The organism is Pseudomonas sp. FBCC-B1667, assembly GCF_059133255.1.
The window spans coordinates 1,320,788-1,340,314 of record NZ_CP101437.1 but is presented as its reverse complement, the minus strand read 5'-3'; the positions used below and the strand labels follow the sequence as shown (position 1 = coordinate 1,340,314).

The 19,527-nt window shown below is 59.9% G+C and carries 15 protein-coding genes; 5 read left to right on the top strand and 10 right to left on the bottom strand.

The features are described 5' to 3' along the window. Nucleotides 1–6 precede the first annotated feature (6 nt). Nucleotides 7–1,722 carry an N-acetylglucosamine-specific PTS transporter subunit IIBC gene (gene nagE, locus NL116_RS05845; protein ID WP_494376383.1) on the top strand — a complete coding sequence of 572 codons (1,716 nt, stop codon included), beginning with the start codon at nucleotides 7–9 and terminating at the stop codon, nucleotides 1,720–1,722. A 551-nt stretch (nucleotides 1,723–2,273) separates the two neighbouring features. Here nagE and NL116_RS05840 read toward each other — a convergent pair. Together NL116_RS05840 and purL are read right to left on the bottom strand one after the other, a co-directional pair. Beyond that, the gene (locus NL116_RS05840) at nucleotides 2,274–2,576 is read right to left on the bottom strand and encodes an NGG1p interacting factor NIF3 (protein ID WP_494378007.1); all 303 of its coding nucleotides are present in this window, start codon (nucleotides 2,574–2,576) and stop codon (nucleotides 2,274–2,276) included. Nucleotides 2,577–2,590: 14 nt separating this feature from the next. Beyond that, a complete protein-coding gene (purL, locus tag NL116_RS05835; RefSeq protein WP_494376382.1) occupies nucleotides 2,591–6,487 on the bottom strand; it encodes a phosphoribosylformylglycinamidine synthase in 3,897 nt (1,298 codons plus the stop codon). Nucleotides 6,488–6,760: 273 nt separating this feature from the next. On the opposite strand from purL, the gene mltF reads away from it, so the two are divergent. Continuing rightward, the gene (mltF, locus tag NL116_RS05830; protein WP_494376381.1) at nucleotides 6,761–8,221 is read left to right on the top strand and encodes a membrane-bound lytic murein transglycosylase MltF; all 1,461 of its coding nucleotides are present in this window, start codon (nucleotides 6,761–6,763) and stop codon (nucleotides 8,219–8,221) included. Nucleotides 8,222–8,350: 129 nt separating this feature from the next. Here the strand turns inward: mltF and pdxJ are convergent, their stop codons facing one another. The 8 genes from pdxJ to lptF form a co-directional block, all read right to left on the bottom strand. Beyond that, nucleotides 8,351–9,094 carry a pyridoxine 5'-phosphate synthase gene (gene pdxJ, locus NL116_RS05825; RefSeq protein ID WP_027924888.1) on the bottom strand — a complete coding sequence of 248 codons (744 nt, stop codon included), beginning with the start codon at nucleotides 9,092–9,094 and terminating at the stop codon, nucleotides 8,351–8,353. 47 nt (nucleotides 9,095–9,141) lie between these two features. After that, the gene (gene recO / locus NL116_RS05820) at nucleotides 9,142–9,831 is read right to left on the bottom strand and encodes a DNA repair protein RecO (protein ID WP_494376380.1); all 690 of its coding nucleotides are present in this window, start codon (nucleotides 9,829–9,831) and stop codon (nucleotides 9,142–9,144) included. Between the two features lie 175 nt (nucleotides 9,832–10,006). Continuing rightward, nucleotides 10,007–10,909 carry a GTPase Era gene (era, locus tag NL116_RS05815; RefSeq protein ID WP_027924886.1) on the bottom strand — a complete coding sequence of 301 codons (903 nt, stop codon included), beginning with the start codon at nucleotides 10,907–10,909 and terminating at the stop codon, nucleotides 10,007–10,009. Beyond that, nucleotides 10,902–11,591: a ribonuclease III gene (gene rnc / locus NL116_RS05810; RefSeq protein WP_155001078.1), complete on the bottom strand. Its 690-nt coding sequence runs from the start codon at nucleotides 11,589–11,591 to the stop codon at nucleotides 10,902–10,904. Before rnc ends, era begins: the two co-directional genes overlap by 8 nt. 184 nt (nucleotides 11,592–11,775) lie before the next feature. Further along, the gene (lepB, locus tag NL116_RS05805) at nucleotides 11,776–12,630 is read right to left on the bottom strand and encodes a signal peptidase I (RefSeq protein WP_027924884.1); all 855 of its coding nucleotides are present in this window, start codon (nucleotides 12,628–12,630) and stop codon (nucleotides 11,776–11,778) included. A gap of 5 nt (nucleotides 12,631–12,635) precedes the next feature. Next, entirely contained in the window at nucleotides 12,636–14,435 is a 1,800-nt protein-coding gene (gene lepA, locus NL116_RS05800) for a translation elongation factor 4 (protein WP_123433617.1), read from the bottom strand. Between the two features lie 170 nt (nucleotides 14,436–14,605). Then, on the bottom strand, nucleotides 14,606–15,667 hold the full coding sequence (lptG, locus tag NL116_RS05795) for an LPS export ABC transporter permease LptG (RefSeq protein ID WP_494376379.1): 1,062 nt from the start codon (nucleotides 15,665–15,667) through the stop codon (nucleotides 14,606–14,608). Next, nucleotides 15,660–16,778 (bottom strand): LPS export ABC transporter permease LptF, encoded by a 1,119-nt coding sequence (lptF, locus tag NL116_RS05790; RefSeq protein ID WP_494376378.1) that lies wholly within the window; start codon nucleotides 16,776–16,778, stop codon nucleotides 15,660–15,662. The genes lptG and lptF overlap by 8 nt, the downstream gene beginning before the upstream one ends. A gap of 308 nt (nucleotides 16,779–17,086) precedes the next feature. On the opposite strand from lptF, the gene NL116_RS05785 reads away from it, so the two are divergent. The 3 genes from NL116_RS05785 to NL116_RS05775 are packed head-to-tail and all read left to right on the top strand — an operon-like array spanning nucleotide 17,087 to nucleotide 19,464. After that, nucleotides 17,087–18,577 (top strand): leucyl aminopeptidase, encoded by a 1,491-nt coding sequence (locus tag NL116_RS05785; RefSeq protein WP_494376377.1) that lies wholly within the window; start codon nucleotides 17,087–17,089, stop codon nucleotides 18,575–18,577. A 60-nt stretch (nucleotides 18,578–18,637) separates the two neighbouring features. Beyond that, on the top strand, nucleotides 18,638–19,066 hold the full coding sequence (locus NL116_RS05780) for a DNA polymerase III subunit chi (RefSeq protein WP_494376376.1): 429 nt from the start codon (nucleotides 18,638–18,640) through the stop codon (nucleotides 19,064–19,066). Between the two features lie 8 nt (nucleotides 19,067–19,074). Continuing rightward, entirely contained in the window at nucleotides 19,075–19,464 is a 390-nt protein-coding gene (locus NL116_RS05775; protein WP_494376375.1) for a DNA polymerase III subunit chi, read from the top strand. The last annotated feature ends 63 nt before the right edge of the window (nucleotides 19,465–19,527 follow it).

Here is a 19,527-nt window from a genome sequence, read left to right as displayed (position 1 = left end):
ACCGCCATGTACCACTACTTCATCGAAGGCCTGCAGCGCCTCGGGCGCGCATTGATGCTGCCGATTGCGATCCTGCCCATTGCCGGATTGCTGCTGCGCCTGGGCGACACCGATTTGCTGAACATCGCCATCATCCACGATGCCGGCCAAGTGATCTTCGCCAACCTGGCGATGATCTTCGCCATCGGCATCGCGGTCGGTTTCGCCAAGGACAACAACGGCACCGCAGGCCTGGCCGGGGTGATTGGTTACCTGGTGATGATCTCCACCCTCAAGGTGCTGGATGCGAGCATCAACATGGGCATGCTCGCCGGCATCGTCAGCGGCTTGATGGCCGGTGCGCTGTACAACCGCTTCAAGGACATCAAGCTGCCGGAGTACCTGGCGTTCTTTGGTGGTCGGCGTTTTGTGCCGATTGTCACCGGGTTTGCCGCTGTCGGCCTGGGGGTGGTCTTCGGCTTGATCTGGCCACCGATCCAGCAAGGCATCAACAGCTTCGGCGCCTTGATGATGGAGAGCGGCAGCGTCGGCGCTTTTGTCTTTGGCGTGTTCAACCGCCTGCTGATCGTCACCGGTCTGCACCACATCCTCAACAACATGGCGTGGTTCGTTTTCGGCAACTTCACCGACCCGACCACGGGCGCCATGGTCACTGGCGACCTGTCGCGCTACTTTGCCGGCGACCCGAAAGGCGGCCAGTTCATGACCGGCATGTTCCCGATGATGATCTTCGGCCTGCCCGCCGCCTGCCTGGCGATGTACCGCAATGCCTTGCCGGAACGGCGCAAGGTCATGGGCGGGATCTTTCTGTCGATGGCCCTGACTTCCTTTCTGACCGGCGTGACCGAGCCGATCGAATTCGCCTTCATGTTCCTCGCGCCATTTCTGTATTTGCTGCATGCGCTGTTGACGGGGTTGTCGATGGCCATCACCAACGCACTCAACATCCATCTCGGGTTCACCTTCTCTGGCGGCTTCATCGACATGATTCTCGGCTGGGGTAAATCCACCAACGGCTGGTTGGTGATACCGGTGGGGCTGGCGTACGCGGTGATCTACTACGTGGTGTTTGATTTCTGTATCCGCCGTTACAACCTCAAGACCCCGGGGCGTGAAGAAGTGCCGACAGGCGACAAGGTAGTGGTCGCCGAGAACGAACGGGCCGGGGCTTACATCAAGGCGCTGGGCGGCGCACAGAATTTGATCACGGTGGGCGCCTGCACCACTCGGTTGCGACTGGACATGGTGGATCGCAACAAAGCCAATGATGCCGAGTTGAAAGCGCTGGGGGCGATGGCGGTGGTGCGTCCGGGGAAAGGCGGAAGTTTGCAGGTGGTGGTCGGGCCGATGGCGGACAGCATTGCCGATGAGATTCGCTTGGCGATGCCGGCATTGGGCCGTGCGATGGTGTCTTCCCCGGCTGCGGTGATCGATGCGCCGAAACCGTCTGAGGTGGCGACTCCGGAAGCGCAGAAATGGCTGAACGCGTTGGGGGGCGGCGCGAATGTGTTGCAGATGGACTGCATCGCCATGACCCGCATCCGGCTGCAACTGTCGAACGGCAAGGCGTTGTCGGAAGGTGATTTGAAGGCGCTGGGGTGTCAGGGTGTCAGCCAACTTGAAGGCGGCGTTTGGCATCTGCTGATTGGCGACAAGGCGTCGAGTTTGAGTGATGCGTTGGAGGTGTTGGTCAATCGTAGTGAGGTGAGTGCCAAGGTTTAGATCGTTGGCGCCTGATCGTCAGTCTTCGCAGCGATGCGGCGACCCGACAAGCCAGCTCCCACAGGGGAATGGTGTGTATCTGCAAGAAATTGGTCGGCTGGCAGGCCGCCATCGCTGGCAAGCCAGGCTCCTACAATAGATCGGCGTACACCATCGCCTTTCACCACTCAACAGGTCGAGCGTTAGCTCGCCTGCAGCTTTTGAACTTGATTCACCCGCCCCCTCGGGAGGCTGAGTGGAGGTGTTCAACCGGGGAGTGGCGCGTAGCGCCGTTCGACGCAGTCGAACACGCTGCATGTAGGTCGAAGCGAAGCCGATCGGAGGGCAGTGTCCCCGGATGGATACCGGAGCGAAGGAACGCCGAGCCCTAGCGAGGGGCCGGACGCTCGGGGCGAGCCTTTTTTTGCTTACTTTTTTTTGGCGTTTGAAAAAAAAGTGAGTCGCCGTAAGGGCGAAACCCTAAGCGGCCATTACCGCAGCAACGGATATGTACACAAAAAAAACCCGCTGAACGCAAATTCAGCGGGTTTCTCATTTCAGCAGCCAGAAGATCAAAAATCCTCCAACCGCCACACCTCATAAGCCGGCGTCTCATAGGGATGGCTCTCTTTCAAAGCCACCACCACCGCCCGAATCAAGTCATCGCGGACCACCAGCTCAACCTTCCATTCCTCAACCTGCTCAACCTGCCCCGCTTCCCCAATAAACGGCTGACTGCCATCCAACGGGCGAAACTGACCAAGGCCGAGCACCTGCCACGCGCAATGGTCATAAGCACCGATCCTTCCGCCACCGGCGGCAAAAACGGCACTCTTGACCTGTTCCACATGACTGGCCGGAACAAAAAAACTCAGCTTGTACGCGACGCTTAGTTAACCCAGACGCGCGCGTTACGGAACATACGCATCCACGGTGCGTCTTCGTTCCACTCTTCCGAACGCCACGAGTTCTGCACGGCGCGGAACACACGCTCCGGGTGCGGCATCATGATCGTTACGCGGCCATCGCGGCTGGTCAAACCAGTGATCCCACGCGGCGAGCCGTTCGGGTTGGCCGGGTATTTTTCAGTGACCTTGCCATGGTTGTCGACGAAACGCATCGCCACGCAACCCGACAGATCCGCTTCCAGCAACGCTTCTTCGCTGGCGAACTCGGCATGGCCTTCACCGTGAGCGATCGCGATTGGCATGCGCGAACCGGCCATGCCTTGCAGGAAGATCGAATTCGACTCCTGGACCTGAACCATCGCCACGCGCGCTTCGAACTGCTCGGAGCGGTTACGCACGAAGTGCGGCCAGAATTCGCTGCCCGGGATCAGCTCGTGCAGGTTGGACATCATCTGGCAACCGTTGCACACGCCAAGGGTGAAGCTGTCGGTACGTTCGAAGAAACCCTGGAACGCATCGCGAGCACGGCTGTTGAACAGCGCGGACTTGGCCCAACCTTCACCGGCACCCAGTACGTCGCCGTAAGAGAAACCGCCGCAAGCGACCATGCCTTTGAAGTCGTTCAGGTCGACACGGCCGGCCAGAATGTCGCTCATGTGCACGTCGATCGCGTTGAAACCGGCGCGGTCGAACGCGGCTGCCATTTCCACCTGACCGTTGACGCCCTGCTCACGCAGCACGGCAACCTGTGGGCGAATGCCTTTCTTGATGTAAGGCGCGGCGACGTCCTGGTTGACGTCGTAGCTGAGCTTGACGCTCAGGCCCGGGTTGTCTTCTTCCAGCAGCACGTCGAACTCTTGCTCGGCGCAGTCGGCGTTGTCACGCAGACGCTGGATCTGGTAGCTGGTTTCAGCCCACTGACGCTGCAGCAGACGACGCTGACCTTCGAACACGGTTTCACCGTTGAAGGTGATGTTGATCTGGCCGTTGTTCATCGGCTGACCGATCACCGACACGCACTCGCCCAGACCGGCAGCGCTGAACTGCGCGAGGATGTCCGGGGTGGCGTCCTGACGAACCTGGATCACTGCACCCAGTTCTTCGTTGAACAGGATGGCGGCGATGTCGGCGGAGGTTTCCGCCAGGCCATCGAGGTTCAGGCTCAGGCCGCAGTGACCGGCGAAGGCCATTTCCACCACGCTGGTCAGCAGACCACCGTCGGAACGGTCGTGGTACGCCAGCAGGTGTCCGTCGGCGTTGAGGCCCTGGATCACGGCGAAGAAGGCTTTGAGGTCTTCGGCATCATCGACGTCCGGCGCTTGCGAACCGAGCTTGCCGTGAACCTGGGCCAGGATCGAGGCGCCCATGCGGTTCTGGCCACGGCCCAGATCGACCAGGATCAGGTCGGTGGTGCCCTTGTTCATGCGCAGTTCCGGGGTCAGGGTCTGACGGATGTCAGCCACTGGCGCGAAACCGGTCACGATCAGGGACATCGGCGAGGTGACCGTCTTGTCGACGCCTTCGTCGCTCCAGCGCGTGGCCATGGACATGGAGTCCTTGCCCACCGGAATGGTGATGCCCAGTTCCGGGCACAGCTCCATGCCGACCGCTTTCACGGTGTCGTACAGACGCGCGTCTTCACCCGGGTGACCCGCAGCGGACATCCAGTTGGCCGACAATTTGATGTCGGAGATCTTGTTGATGCGCGAAGCGGCAATGTTGGTCAGGGTTTCGCCGATGGCCATGCGGCCCGACGCCGGCGCGTCCAGCAGAGCCAGCGGAGTGCGCTCGCCCATGGCCATGGCTTCACCGGTGTAGACATCGAAGCTGGTGGCGGTGACGGCAACGTCAGCCACCGGAACCTGCCACGGGCCGACCATTTGGTCACGGGCCACGAGGCCGGTGATGGTGCGGTCGCCGATGGTGATCAGGAAGCTTTTGCTCGCCACGGCCGGGTGATGCAGCACGCGTTCTACGCAGTCGGCAATGTCCAGCGTGCTCGGATCGAAATCGTCGCCCAGTTCGTTTTCGCGAACGGCCGAACGGTGCATGCGCGGGGCTTTGCCCAGCAGCACTTCGAGTGGCATGTCCACCGGGCTGTTGCCGAAGTGACTGTCGGTGACCGTCAATTGCGGCTCGGCAGTGGCTTCGCCGACCACGGCGAACGGGCAACGCTCACGTTCACAGATCGCCTGGAAGCGTTCGAAGTCGGCCGGGCCGACTGCCAACACGTAACGTTCCTGGGATTCGTTACTCCAGATTTCGTGCGGGGCCATGCCCGGCTCGTCGTTTGGAATGTTGCGCAGTTCGAAGCGACCACCACGGTTGCCATCGTTGACCAGTTCCGGGAAGGCGTTGGACAGACCGCCCGCGCCGACGTCGTGGATGAAGCTGATCGGGTTTTTGTCACCCAACTGCCAGCAACGGTCGATGACTTCCTGGCAGCGACGTTCCATCTCAGGGTTTTCACGCTGTACGGAAGCGAAGTCCAGGTCGGCCGAGCTGGTGCCGGTGGCCATGGAGGAAGCCGCGCCGCCGCCCAGACCGATCAGCATCGCCGGGCCGCCGAGCACAATCAGCTTGGAGCCGACGGTGATCTCGCCTTTCTGTACGTGTTCGGCACGGATGTTACCCATGCCGCCGGCCAGCATGATCGGCTTGTGATAACCACGAACTTCGTCGCCACGCGGGGTGGTGATCGACTGTTCGAAGGTACGGAAATAACCCGTCAGGGCCGGACGACCGAATTCGTTGTTGAACGCGGCGCCACCCAGTGGGCCTTCGATCATGATGTCCAGCGCGGTGACGATGCGTTCAGGTTTGCCGTACGGCACTTCCCATGGCTGTTCGAAGCCCGGGATTTGCAGGTTCGATACGGTGAAACCGGTCAGGCCAGCCTTGGGCTTGGCGCCACGGCCGGTTGCGCCTTCGTCACGAATCTCGCCACCGGAACCCGTGGACGCGCCCGGGAACGGGGCAATCGCAGTCGGGTGGTTGTGGGTTTCGACTTTCATCAGGATGTGCACCGGTTCCTGCACCGCGCCGTACTGGCGGGTTTCAGGGTCCGGGAAGAAACGGCCGGCGACGTTGCCGACAATAACCGAGGCGTTGTCCTTATAAGCAGACAGAACGCCTTCGCTGTGCATCACGTAGGTGTTCTTGATCATGCCGAACAGGCTTTTTTCCTGGCTCTGACCGTCGATGTCCCAACTGGCGTTGAAGATCTTGTGGCGGCAGTGCTCGGAGTTCGCCTGGGCGAACATCATCAGTTCGATGTCGTGCGGGTTGCGCTTCAAGCCGACGAAGGCGTTGACCAGGTAGTCGATTTCGTCTTCGGCCAGAGCCAGGCCCAGCTCGGTGTTGGCTTTCTCCAGCGCGGCACGGCCGCCACCCAGCACGTCGATCGCGGTCAGCGGTTTCGGTTCGGCGTGGCTGAACAGGCCGGCGGCCTGTTCGAGGTTGGCCAGAACGATTTGCGTCATGCGGTCGTGCAGGGTGTCGGCAATCAGCTGTGCTTCGGCGTCGCTGAACTGGCCGGCCACGTAGAACGCGATGCCACGCTCCAGGCGCTGGATCTTGCTCAGGCCGCAGTTGCGAGCGATGTCGCTGGCTTTACTGGACCATGGCGAGATGGTGCCGAAACGCGGCAACACCAGGAACAGACGACCGGTCGGCTCTTGTACCGGAACACTTGGGCCGTACTTCAGAAGGCGCGCGAGCACCTGCTGTTCGTCGCCGGTCAGGACGCCGGTAACTTCGGCGAAGTGAGCGAATTCAGCATACAGGCCGCTGACAGCCGGGACCTTCTGGCTCAGTTGCTCAAGGAGTTTGCTGTGGCGAAAGGCAGAAAGGGCAGGAGCGCCGCGCAGGATCAACATCTTCGGGACAGCCTCGGGAGGGGTGTGCTTTGAGGCCGTGCATTCTAGCCTAAACCGCCCGCGACATCACCCGAAACGGTACAGGCGGCTGCACCCAAGTGTCGGACTGGGGATCCGGGCCTGAGAATGCCGCTCAAAAAGGGTTATTTTTTCGGTCGCAGAATGCTGTTCGGGCCCATTCCTGCGGGCTCTGGAGCGGTTTTCAACCGCCTAGCAGACAACCCCTTCTCTGTCGAGATATGGCGGCCGTGGTCCTTTGCGTATACTGCGCAGATGTTTTCCCCAACGGCTTTGCGTCCGCGGTACGCCAAATGGCTGATCGCAACCGGACTCTTCCTGATGCTCAGTGGCTGTGTTGATAAACCCAACACGCTGGAGCGCGTAAAGGAGGATGGCGTGCTGCGGGTGGTTACCCGAAACAGCCCCGCCACCTACTTTCAGGATCGTAACGGTGAAACCGGCTTCGAATACGAGCTGGTGAAGCGCTTCGCCGACGATCTGGGGGTCGAACTCAAGATCGAGACCGCCGACAACCTCGACGACCTGTTCAATCAGGTGGGCAAGCCTAACGGCCCGGTGCTGGCTGCTGCCGGCCTGGTCAGCAGCGAGGCACGTAAAAAGCAGGTGCGGTTTTCCCACTCCTACCTGGAAGTCACCCCACAGATCATCTACCGCAACGGTCAGTCGCGGCCAACCGACGCGGGTGATCTGGTCGGCAAGAAGATCATGGTGCTCAAGGGCAGCACCCACGCGGAACAGCTGGCAGAGCTGAAAAAGAAATACCCTGGCATTGAATACGAAGAATCCGACGCGGTGGAAGTCGTCGACCTGCTGCGCATGGTCGATGAAGGCCAGATCGACCTGACCCTGGTCGATTCCAACGAAGTCGCGATGAACCAGGTCTACTTCACCAACATACGGGTCGCCTTTGACCTCGGCGACGCCAGCAACCAGAGCTGGGCCGTCGCTGCGGGCGAAGACAACAGCCTGCTCAACGAAATCAACGCCTACCTCGACAAGGTGCAGAAAAACGGCACCCTGCAACGCCTCAAGGATCGCTATTACGGGCATATCGACGTCCTCGGCTACATGGGCGCCACCACGTTCGCCCAGCATTTGCAGCAGCGGCTGCCCAAGTACGAACAGCACTTCAAGGCGTACGCCAAGAAGGAAAAAGTCGACTGGCGCCTGCTGGCCGCAATCGGTTATCAGGAGTCGTTGTGGCAACCGGCGGTCACCTCCAAGACAGGCGTGCGCGGCCTGATGATGCTGACCCAAAACACCGCACAAGCCATGGGCGTGTCCAACCGCCTCGACCCCAAGCAGAGCATCATGGGCGGCGCCAAGTACCTGGCCTATATGAAGGATCAGCTGGACGAGTCGATTCAGGAGCCGGACCGCACCTGGTTTGCCCTGGCGGCCTACAACGTTGGCAGCGGTCACCTGGATGACGCGCGCAAACTGGCGGCGAAGGAAGGACTGAACCCGGACAAGTGGCTGGACGTGAAGAAAATCCTGCCGCGCCTGTCCGAGAAAAAGTGGTACAGCAAGACGCGCTACGGCTACGCCCGGGGCGGCGAACCGGTGCATTTCGTGGCGAACATCCGTCGTTACTACGACATCCTGACCTGGGTCACGCAGCCACAGCTTGAAGGTGATCAGGTGGCCGAAGGCAATCTGCATGTACCGGGGATCGACAAGACCAAGCCGGCACAGGAACCTGCGCCGCTCTAACCCTGACGACACAAATCAAAAGTGGGAGCGAGCTTGCTCGCGATAGCTTTCTTACAGCCAACCTCTTCGTTGAATGTTAAGACGCCGTCGCGAGCAAGCTCGTTCCCACAGTTGTTTTGCGTTTGGCTTTTAGGCTTTTGCGGCAGCCAGAATCAGCGCCTTCATTTCAGACACCGCCGACTTGAAGCCGACAAACAACGCATGCGCCACCAGCGCATGGCCGATGTTCAGCTCGTTGATGCCTTTGATCGCCGCGACGGCTTCTACGTTGTGGTAATGCAAACCGTGCCCGGCATTGACGATCAGCCCTTGAGCCAGGCCAAACGCAACACCATCGGCCACGCGCTTGAGCTCTTCAGCCACATCCGTGGGTGTCTCGGCATCGGCATAACGGCCGGTGTGCAGCTCGATAGCCGGCGCGCCAACACGACGGGACGCTTCAATCTGGCGCTCGTCCGCGTCGATGAACAGCGACACTTCGCAGCCAATCTTCGACAAGCGATCCACGGCGGCTTTGATCCGCGCTTCCTGCCCCGCTACGTCCAGACCACCTTCAGTGGTCAGTTCCTGACGGGTTTCGGGGACCAGGCAAATGTGCGCCGGGCGAATGTGCTCGGCGAACAGCATCATTTCTTCGGTGACGCCCATCTCAAAGTTCATGCGGGTTTGCAGCACGTCCTTGAGCAGCAGCACGTCGCGTTCCTGGATGTGCCGGCGGTCTTCGCGCAAATGCACGGTGATGCCGTCAGCACCCGCCTCTTCCGCGTCCAGCGCAGCCTTGACCGGATCCGGATAGCGGGTGCCCCGGGCCTGACGCAGGGTGGCAACGTGGTCGATGTTCACGCCAAGAAGAATGCGATTGCTGGTGGTCACGGAAGCGCTCCTGAATTTAAAGATTCGGCGCACAGCATACGGGGAGACTACGGCTTGCGAAACAGCTCGCGACTGACTAAAGGACGACCGCCCAGATGCACAGCCAATGCCTGACGCATCAGACGCTTGGCGGCGGACAGCGCACCGGGCGCGGTCCAGTCTGCATCGGCCATGGCCAACAGTTCGGTGCCATGGAACAATCCGGGTTGCAGCAGATAGACCTGCTCCAGACCCGCATCCACCTGCAAGCGGTAGAGACCGTCCGGTGCGAGGGGTTCGCCGTGGATGTCCATGGTCAGCGCAAAGCCGTAGCCGAGATCATCCAGCAAGCGCCATTCGAACGAGCGCAATAACGGCTCCAGCGGCCGACCTTCGGCCAGCGCGAGCAGGGTCGCCGCATAGTGATCGAATACCCCGGGATGCGGGTCTTCGGAGGGCAACAGACGGATCAACAGTTCATTGAGGTAGAGGCCGCTGAACAATGCCTCACCGCTGAGCCAGGTTGAAACACCGGCGGCTTCCATCCGCCCGACGTTCTTCAGCTCGCCACGCCCTCGAAACTCGACTTCCAGCGGCACGAACGGCCTCGCCAACGTCCCTGCCTTGCCCCGCGCACTGCGCAACACCGCCCGCAGGCGACCTTGCGGCGTGAGGAAATCCACCAGCGCACTGTTTTCGCGGTAGGCGCGGGAGTGGAGGACGTAGGCGGGCTGGCCGATGGGTGGGGTTTGGGACATGGGCGTCGAGTATCTCTAGAGGGAGAATACAGCCAGTGAAAACAGCGCTAACCAATGTGGGAGCGGGCTTGCTCGCGAAGGCGGCTTAACATTCAACATCTTCGTTGTCTGTCACATCGCATTCGCGAGCAAGCCCGCTCCCACATTCGATCTTTGTGTATCCGGAGTTAAGCGATTACAGGTCGCCGTAACCCAGCGAGCGCAACGCACGCTCGTCATCGGACCAGCCGCCTTTCACTTTCACCCAGAGGTTGAGCATGATCTTGGAGTCGAACAGCAGCTCCATGTCCTTGCGCGCCTCGGTGCCGATACGCTTGATGCGCTCGCCCTTGTCGCCAATGATGATCTTTTTCTGGCCGTCTCGTTCAACGAGGATCAAGGCATGAATGTGCAGGGTTTTGCCCTGCTGCTTGAACTCTTCGATTTCCACGGTGATCTGGTACGGCAGCTCGGCGCCCATCTGGCGCATGATTTTCTCGCGCACCAGTTCGGCGGCGAGGAAACGGCTGCTGCGGTCAGTGATCTGGTCTTCCGGGAAGAAGTGATCGTTTTCCGGCAGGTAACCGGCGATCACACGCTCCAGTGCTTCGAGGTTGTGCCCGTGCTGGGCCGAAATCGGCATGATCTGCGCGTTCGGCAGCTGTTCCTGCAACCAGCTCAGGTGCGGCATCAACTCGGCTTTGTCTTCAATGCGGTCAGTCTTGTTCAGCGCCACGATCAGCGGACCGGTCACGTACTGGACGCGCTCGAGAACCATCTGGTCTTCGTCGGTCCACTTGGTGCGGTCAACCACGAAGATCACCACGTCGACGTCTTTCAACGCCGCCGAAGCGGTCTTGTTCATGTAGCGGTTCAACGCCTTTTCGCCGCCCTTGTGCATGCCCGGGGTGTCGACGTAGATCGCCTGCACGGCGCCTTCGGTCTTGATGCCCAGCATGTTGTGGCGGGTGGTTTGCGGCTTGCGCGAGGTGATCGCCAGTTTCTGACCCAGGATGTGGTTCAGCAGCGTGGACTTGCCCACGTTGGGACGGCCGACGATGGCAACATAGCCACAGCGAGTTGCGTTTGTATCAGTCATTGCCATTCTCCACACCCAGGGCAATCAGTGCTGCGGCGGCCGCTACCTGTTCGGCAATACGACGGCTCACACCCTGACCTCGGCTTTTTTCATTCAGTAAGGTGATTTCACATTCGACGAAGAACGTTCGGCAATGCGGCTCACCCTGGATATCCACCACTTCGTAACGTGGCAGCTCACAACCACGCGATTGCAAGAATTCCTGCAGGCGGGTTTTTGGATCTTTGTTGGTGTCGACCAGCGTCAGGCCCTCGAACTCCCCGGTCAGCCAGGCCAACACACGCTCGCGCGCCATGTCCATGCCGGCGTCGAGGTAGATCGCACCAATCAGTGCTTCCAGGGCATCGGCCAGAATCGACTCGCGACGGAAGCCGCCGCTTTTCAGTTCACCGGAGCCCAGACGCAGGTAATCGCCCAGATCGAAACCGCGAGCCAGTACGGCCAGCGTCTCACCTTTCACCAAGCGTGCGCGCAAACGCGACAACTGGCCTTCGCGGGCCAGCGGGAAGCGATCGAACAGCGCCTCGCCAGCGACGAAGTTAAGGATGGCATCACCGAGGAATTCCAGGCGTTCGTTGTTACGCCCGGCAAAGCTGCGGTGAGTCAGGGCCAGAACCATCAGTTCCTGGTCCTTGAAGGTGTAGCCGAGCTGACGCTCTAGACGACTTAAGGAGACGCTCACGGTTTACCCACGCTGAGTTCGTGGTTGGATTCCACCGCCATCGCCGTGGTACGGCGCAGGCCTGGGACAATTAACGCTGTGTTCAAAAATAACGTCCTGAATATCGTTGTTTTCATGCTTCCGGCGCCGATTATGCCGACTCCAGAAATGCATTCGGCGCTGTGTTCAACAGCGCCGTGTGTGATTACTTGATCAGGCCAACCCGCGAGAAATTCGGCAGGTGACTGAGTTTGGGTTCCGGCCAGCTCATCCAGACTGCGAAGGCCTTGCCGACGATATTCTTGTCGGGAACCATGCCCAGCAGATCCTTGGGAATACTGGGATCATCCCAGTAGCGACTGTCGTTGGAGTTGTCGCGGTTGTCGCCCATCATGAAATAGTGCCCGGCGGGCACGGTCCACGAATGGTCCGGCGTGGCGCGATAACGGCTCATTTCCTTGCGGATCAGGTGCTCGGCAACGCCGAGTTTTTCCTTGTAGAGCTCAGCGCTGCCCAGCGTGCCCGGCTCGGAACCGACCAGTTGCTCAGCGATCGACTCACCGTTGACGAACAGACGCTTGTCGGCGGTGTAGCGAATCGTGTCACCCGGCAGTCCGACTACACGTTTAATGTAGTTGACGTTCGGATCGCTCGGGTAACGGAACACCATCACATCGCCGCGCTGCGGATCACCGACTTCGATGACTTTCTTGTCGATCACCGGCAAGCGGATCCCGTAAGAAAACTTGTTCACCAAAATGAAGTCGCCTACATCCAGGGTCGGTTTCATCGAGCCGGACGGAATCTGGAATGGTTCCACCAGAAACGAACGCAGGACCAGCACGATGAACAACACCGGGAAGAACGATTTGCCGTATTCGACCAGCAGCGGCTCTTTGTTCAGTTTCTCGATCACCACCCCGTCAGGCTGGCTGACGCTGCCCTGATAGGAGGCAATGGCAGCACGCCGACGCGGCGCCAGGAAAACCAGATCGAGCAACGCCAACAGGCCGCAGACGAACACGGCGATGACCAGCAACAGCGGGAAATTTAGTGACATAGGACCTAACTATCCAACCTGAGCACTGCAAGGAAGGCTTCTTGTGGAATTTCCACGTTGCCGACTTGCTTCATGCGTTTTTTACCGGCCTTTTGCTTTTCAAGCAGTTTCTTCTTACGGCTAACGTCACCACCGTAGCATTTGGCCAATACGTTCTTTCTGAGTGCCTTGACGGAGGTTCGCGCAATGATCTGCCCGCCAATGGCGGCCTGGATCGCGACGTCGAACATCTGGCGCGGAATCAGTTCTTTCATTTTCTCGGTCAACTGGCGACCTTTGTAGTGCGCGTTATCCTTGTGCACGATCAGCGCCAGGGCGTCGACCTTGTCACCGTTGATCAGCACGTCCAGTTTCACCAGACTAGCCGATTGATAACGATCGAAATGGTAATCCAGCGAAGCATAACCACGGCTGGTCGATTTCAGACGATCGAAGAAGTCCAGAACCACTTCGTTCATCGGCAAATCGTAGGTCACCTGGACCTGGGAACCGAGGAACAACATGTCGTGTTGCACGCCACGTTTTTCGATGCACAGGGTAATGACGTTGCCCAGGTGCTCTTGTGGCACAAGTATGTTGGCCCGCACGATCGGCTCACGCATGTCTTCGATCGAGGACAGGTCCGGAAGCTTCGATGGGTTATCGACGTAAATCGTTTCACCGGTTTTCAGCAACAACTCGAAAATTACCGTCGGCGCCGTAGTGATCAGGTCCAGGTCGTACTCGCGCTCCAGGCGCTCCTGAATGATTTCCATGTGCAGCATGCCGAGAAACCCGCAACGGAAGCCGAAGCCCAGGGCGTCGGAGCTTTCCGGGGTGTACTGCAAGGACGAGTCGTTGAGCGTGAGCTTTTGCAGGGCTTCACGGAAATCTTCGAAATCGTCGGAGCTCACCGGGAACAGGCCGGCGTAAACCTGCGGCTGAATGCGTTTGAAACCTGGCAGCACATCGACGTCTGGCGTCGAACTCAAGGTCAGGGTGTCGCCCACTGGCGCACCGTGAATGTCCTTGATGCTGGCAATGATGAAGCCCACTTCACCGGCCTTCAGGTCAGCCGTCGGGGTGTGTTTCGGGTTGAAGACACCGACGCTGTCCACAAGGTGGATCTTGCCGGTGGATTTGACCAGGATCTTGTCGCCCTTCTTCACACGGCCTTGGCGAACGCGTACCAGGGAAACAACACCCAGGTAATTGTCGAACCAGGAGTCGATGATCAACGCTTGCAGCGGATCTTCGTAATTGCCGGTCGGCGGAGGAATGGTGGCGACCAGTCGCTCGAGCACCTCGTCGACGCCCAGACCGGTCTTGGCCGAGCACTCGACCGCATCGGTGGCATCGATGCCGATGATTTTTTCGATTTCTTCTTTGACACGGTCCGGATCGGCCTGTGGCAGGTCGATCTTGTTCAGGACCGGCATGACTTCCAGGCCCTGCTCGATCGCCGTGTAGCAGTTGGCAACCGACTGCGCTTCAACGCCCTGACCGGCATCGACCACCAGCAACGCACCTTCACAGGCCGCCAGCGACCGGCTGACTTCATAGGTGAAGTCAACGTGGCCGGGGGTGTCAATGAAGTTCAGCTGATACTTGATGCCATCGCGAGCGGTGTAATAAAGGGTGACGCTATGGGCCTTGATGGTGATCCCGCGTTCACGCTCCAGGTCCATGGAGTCCAATACCTGGGCTTCCATTTCGCGCTCGGCAAGGCCGCCGCACATCTGGATGAATCGATCAGCCAGCGTCGACTTGCCATGGTCAATGTGGGCGATGATGGAGAAATTGCGGATATGACTCAAATCACTCACGGATCAACACTCAAAAAGGCTGCAGGCATAGCCCGCCGAAAAATAGCCGGGAATTGTACCTGATCCACGGCGCTAGCGTCACGTTCGCAGGTCAGACGGCACGTACAAAAACGCCCCGGTCTTGCGACAGGGGCGATTCAGATAGCGGCGGGCTCAGGAAAAATCCTCGATCAACCGGCCCGGCGCAGCAACCAAACGCCGGCCAGGGCACAGACACCGGCCGGAATCAGCACCGCAAACAGCGGCGAGAAACCGAACACCAGGCTCGAAGGCCCCAGCAAATCCTGGACGATACGGAAGGTAAAGCCCACCAGAACCCCGGTGAACACACGCTGGCCGAGGGTCACCGAACGCAGAGGACCAAAGATGAAGGAAATCGCCATCAGTACCAGAGCCGCCGTCACCAGTGGCTGCAACACCTTGACCCAAAACGCCAGCCAGTAGCGGCCATTGCTCAGCCCCTGATCCGCCAGATAGTGGATGTAATTCCACAATCCGCTGATCGACAGTGAATCTGGCGCCATGACCACGGTGTCCAGCAATTGAGGGCTAAGGGCAATTTCCCAGCGTTCGACCGGGGTGGTAACCACTTCGGTGCTCTTGTCGTGGAACACCGTGGTCGTGACGTCGCTGAGTTGCCAGTGATCCTTGTCGAAGTCGCCACGCTTGGCAAAGCTTGCCGACAACATGTGCCGTTCTTTATCGAAGCGATAACGAGTCACGCCGTACAGGACACCGTTGGGCTGCACGGAGTTGACGTGGATGAATTCGTCACCCTGTCGGTGCCACAAGCCGTGCTTGGCGCTTTGCGCATCACCACTGCCCTGGGCCAGCGAGCGATTGGCCTGCGCCGTGACTTCGGTCGCAGGCGCAACGTATTCGCCGATCACGACACCCACGACCATCAGGATCAGCATCGGCTTCATGACCGCCCAGACGATCCGACCGATTGACACGCCCGCGGCGCGCATGATGGTCAGCTCGCTGTTGCTGGCCAGACTGCCGAGGCCAATCAGACACCCGATCAGGGCCGCCATTGGCAACATGTCGTAAAGACGACGCGGAGCCGTCAGCAAGACGTAACTGGAAGCATCCATCAGCGTATAGGTATCGCTGACCTCACCCATCTCGTCGATGAAGGCAAACAGTGTCGCCAGGCCGAGAATTATCCCCAGTACTGCCAGGATGGCCGTGAATACGCTGCTTCCGATGTAGCGATCGAGCTTAACCACGAGCCACCTCCAGCGCGCTGCGGCGACTCGCCATCTTCAAGCGCAACGGCTCCCAGTAAAGCAACCCGAGACCGATGATCAGGAACATCCCGTGAACCCACCATAATCCCAGGGCCGGCGGGATCTTGCCTTTATCGAGGGCGCCGCGGGCGGCAATCAGGATAGTCAGGTAAGCCATATAAAGAAGAATCGCCGGCAGCAGCTTGAGGAAACGACCCTGGCGCGGGTTGACCCGCGACAACGGCACCGCCATTAACGTCACGATGAACACCAGCAACGGCAAGGACAGACGCCATTGCAACTCAGCGCGCATACGCGTGTCATCGGTCCCCATCAAGGAACGAGTGCTCATTGCATCACGGTCGGTCACTTCGTCACTGACGTCCGGCTTTGGCAGCAATACCCCGTACTCGTCGTACTTGATCGCGCGATAGTCGGCCTGCCCCGGATTACCGTCATAGCGGTAGCCGTTGTCGAGAATCAGGTAGCGGTTGCCGTCCGGACGGATTTCCTGGCGGCCCTTCTCGGCCACCAGCACGGAAATCCCCCGATCCTTCTGGTCAGAGTTGGTGTTCTTTTGCGAAATGAACACACCTGCCAGATTGACACGATCATCGGTCAACTGCTCGGTGTAGGTGACCCGGGTCCCGTCCCGCAACGCCTGGAAGCGACCCGGCTCGAGGGTATCGAACTCGGTCAGCGCATCCTGCTTGTTCAGCAGCAACTGGAACTGGTTGGCACCTTGTGGCGCCAGGCTCAGGCTCAGCCAGGCCACGATCAGCGCCACCAACGTGGCCGGAAACAGGGTAATGACAAACAGACGCTGCTGGCTCATGCCGGTGGCCGACAGCACAGTCATTTCGCTTTCGAGGTACAGACGACCGTAGGCCAGCAGGATCCCGAGAAACAGGCCCAGCGGCAGGATCAGCTGCAGGAAGCCCGGCAGGCGGAAGCCCATGATCAGGAACAGCGAGCCCGGATCCAGAAGGCCCGAGGCCGCCTGGGCGAGGTATTTGATGAAGCGACCGCTCATGATGATGACCAGCAGCACGGCGCTGACAGCGCTCAAGGTCAACAGGACTTCGCGGGACAGATAACGGAAGACAATCAAACCAGACACTCCAGGGTTGTCAGGCTAAGGCGGCCAAACAAGCAAACGTATCAGACAGCCCGCAGGGCAGAGCCGCCGAAAAAGATGGCGCATTATCCTGTGATTGAGTGCGCCTGTCACTGCGCATGCTCAAGCTGGCGTTCAATGCGCTGAAGATCGTACAACCGAGGGTTGTCAGGCGCAGGGAGCGAGGTTCAAACTGCGGCCTTTGTCGCGGGCCGTGACCTGCGTTTTTCCATCTATATAAGCAAGCGTCTGTGCGTCGCCGTTTTGCCCGCGCACGTTGACCATTATTCAGGGACCCGGACATGGAACTGGTTGTAAAAAGCGTTAGCCCAGAAACGTTGAAGACCGCCACGCTGGTCGTAGCCGTCGGTGAAGGCCGCAAGCTCGGCGCCGTGGCCAAACAGCTCGATGAACTGACTGGCGGCGCGATCAGCGCTGTGCTCAAGCGCGGTGACCTCGCGGGCAAAGTCGGCCAGAGCCTGTTGCTGCACAGCCTGCCGAATCTCAAGGCGGACCGTGTCCTGCTGGTCGGCGTGGGCAAGGACGAAGAGCTGGGCGACCGCCCGTTCCGCAAAATCATTGCCGGCGTACTCAACACGCTGAAAGGCCTGGGCGGCACCGACGCCGTGCTGGCGCTGGACGAAATCGTGGTCAAGGGCCGCGACAGCTACGGCAAGACCCGCCTGCTGGCTGAAACCCTGGTGGACGGCAAATACACCTTCGACCAGTTCAAAAGCCAGAAAGCCGAACCTCGCGCCCTGAAGAAAGTCACCCTGCTGACCATCAAGGCTGCGCAGGCTGAAGTCGAGCGCGCCGTGACCCACGCTACCGCCATCGCCAACGGCATGGCCTTCACCCGCAACCTGGGCAACCTGCCGCCGAACATCTGCCACCCGACGTTCCTCGGCGAGCAAGCCAAGAACCTCGGCAAAGAATTCAAAACCCTGAAAGTCGAAGTCCTTGATGAGAAGAAGATCAAGGAACTGGGCATGGGTTCGTTCTACGCCGTGGGCCAGGGCAGCGCCCAGCCTCCGCGCCTGATCGTCATGCAATACAACGGCGGCAAGAAATCCGAGAAGCCGTACGCCCTGGTCGGCAAAGGCATCACCTTTGACACCGGCGGCATCAGCCTGAAGCCGGGCCTGGGCATGGATGAAATGAAGTACGACATGGGCGGCGCTGCCAGCGTGTTCGGCACCCTGCGCGCCGTACTTGAGCTGAAACTGCCGATCAACCTGGTGTGCATTTTGGCGTGCGCCGAGAACATGCCGAGCGGCAACGCATCGCGCCCTGGCGACATCGTCACCACCATGAGCGGCCAGACTGTGGAAATCCTCAACACCGACGCTGAAGGCCGCCTGGTGCTGTGCGATGCCCTGACCTACTCCGAACGCTTCAAGCCACAAGCCGTGATCGACATCGCGACTCTGACCGGCGCGTGCGTCGTGGCCTTGGGCGCCCACACTTCAGGCCTGCTGGGTAACAACGACGAACTGATCGGCCAACTGTTGAGCGCCGGCCAGACCGCTGACGACCGCGCCTGGCAATTGCCGCTGTTCGATGAATACCAGGAGCAACTGGACAGCCCGTTCGCCGACATCGCCAACATTGGCGGGCCGAAAGCCGGGACCATCACCGCTGCCTGCTTCCTGTCGCGTTTCACCAAGAACCTGAACTGGGCGCACCTGGATATCGCCGGCACCGCATGGACCAGCGGCGGCAAGGACAAGGGCGCGACTGGCCGCCCGGTTCCATTGCTGACTCAATACCTGCTGGACCGCGCCAAAGCCTGAAACCGTTGACCCGGGGCGGCGTTGCTTTCGGGCAGCGCCGTGCCTGGCTCAGGAACCGCAATGACCAAAGTCGACTTCTATATCCTGCCCAGCGCCGATCCTTCGGCACGGCTGGATTTTGCCTGCAAGCTCACTGAAAAAGCCTGGCGCATGGGCCACCGCATTTACCTGCATTGCAGCGATGCCGCTCAGCGTGAGGATCTCAATGCGCGCCTTTGGGCGTTCAAGGGCGAAAGTTTTATACCGCATGGCCCCGCCGACAGTGAACCGGACAGTTTGATCGTGCTGGGGCTCGGTGATGACTGCGGCCTGCACCAGGATCTGCTGGTCAATCTCGACCTGAAAGTGCCGGCATTCGCCAACAAATTCGCCCGCGTGGCAGAAGTGGTGGTGGAAGATCCGACGATTCGTGCGGCTGCGCGGGAGAGTTTCCGTTTCTACCGCGAACAGGGCTATCCTCTGCAAGATCACCGTTTACAGCGACTCTGAGCATTCCGATGGACACTCCAAAACCGCAACAAAAGTCCGCTCATCTGCTGGACGACCTCGAGTCGATCCGCCAATTGCTCGGCGATGACAACCTGCAACCACCGCTATTGACCGACACGGTCATCGACGGTGATCAGGAACAGATTCCCATGTTGTTCGAGTCTGTCGGCAATGCGCCGCAGTCGGTCGAACCGACGCCCCCGCCCGCCCCCGCCACGCAACCCTCGCCGAACACCAGCAAAGGCCCCGACGCCCTGCTGCATCTGGACAGCGAACTGCGCGCTGCTGCGATGCTGATCATGCAAGACGTGATCGACGACTTCGCTCCGCACATCGAGACCGAAATCAAACGCCGCCTCGAAGCGCGGATGGAGCGGCTTCTCAGCCAATACGAATAACCAGAATCCCCCCAAATCCCTGTGGGAGCGAGCTTGCTCGCGATGAGGCCATAACCTTCAACA

Excerpts from the sequence above, each read along its gene's own strand:
- era (WP_027924886.1), bottom strand. The coding sequence starts at position 10,909 with ATGACTGATACAAACGCAACTCGCTGTGGCTATGTTGCCATCGTCGGC.
- NL116_RS05780 (WP_494376376.1), top strand. The coding sequence starts at position 18,638 with ATGACCAAAGTCGACTTCTATATCCTGCCCAGCGCCGATCCTTCGGCA.
- lepB (WP_027924884.1), bottom strand. The coding sequence starts at position 12,630 with ATGTCACTAAATTTCCCGCTGTTGCTGGTCATCGCCGTGTTCGTCTGC.
- mltF (WP_494376381.1), top strand. The coding sequence starts at position 6,761 with ATGTTTTCCCCAACGGCTTTGCGTCCGCGGTACGCCAAATGGCTGATC.
- NL116_RS05785 (WP_494376377.1), top strand. The coding sequence starts at position 17,087 with ATGGAACTGGTTGTAAAAAGCGTTAGCCCAGAAACGTTGAAGACCGCC.
- nagE (WP_494376383.1), top strand. The coding sequence starts at position 7 with ATGTACCACTACTTCATCGAAGGCCTGCAGCGCCTCGGGCGCGCATTG.
- recO (WP_494376380.1), bottom strand. The coding sequence starts at position 9,831 with ATGTCCCAAACCCCACCCATCGGCCAGCCCGCCTACGTCCTCCACTCC.
- purL (WP_494376382.1), bottom strand. The coding sequence starts at position 6,487 with ATGTTGATCCTGCGCGGCGCTCCTGCCCTTTCTGCCTTTCGCCACAGC.
- NL116_RS05775 (WP_494376375.1), top strand. The coding sequence starts at position 19,075 with ATGGACACTCCAAAACCGCAACAAAAGTCCGCTCATCTGCTGGACGAC.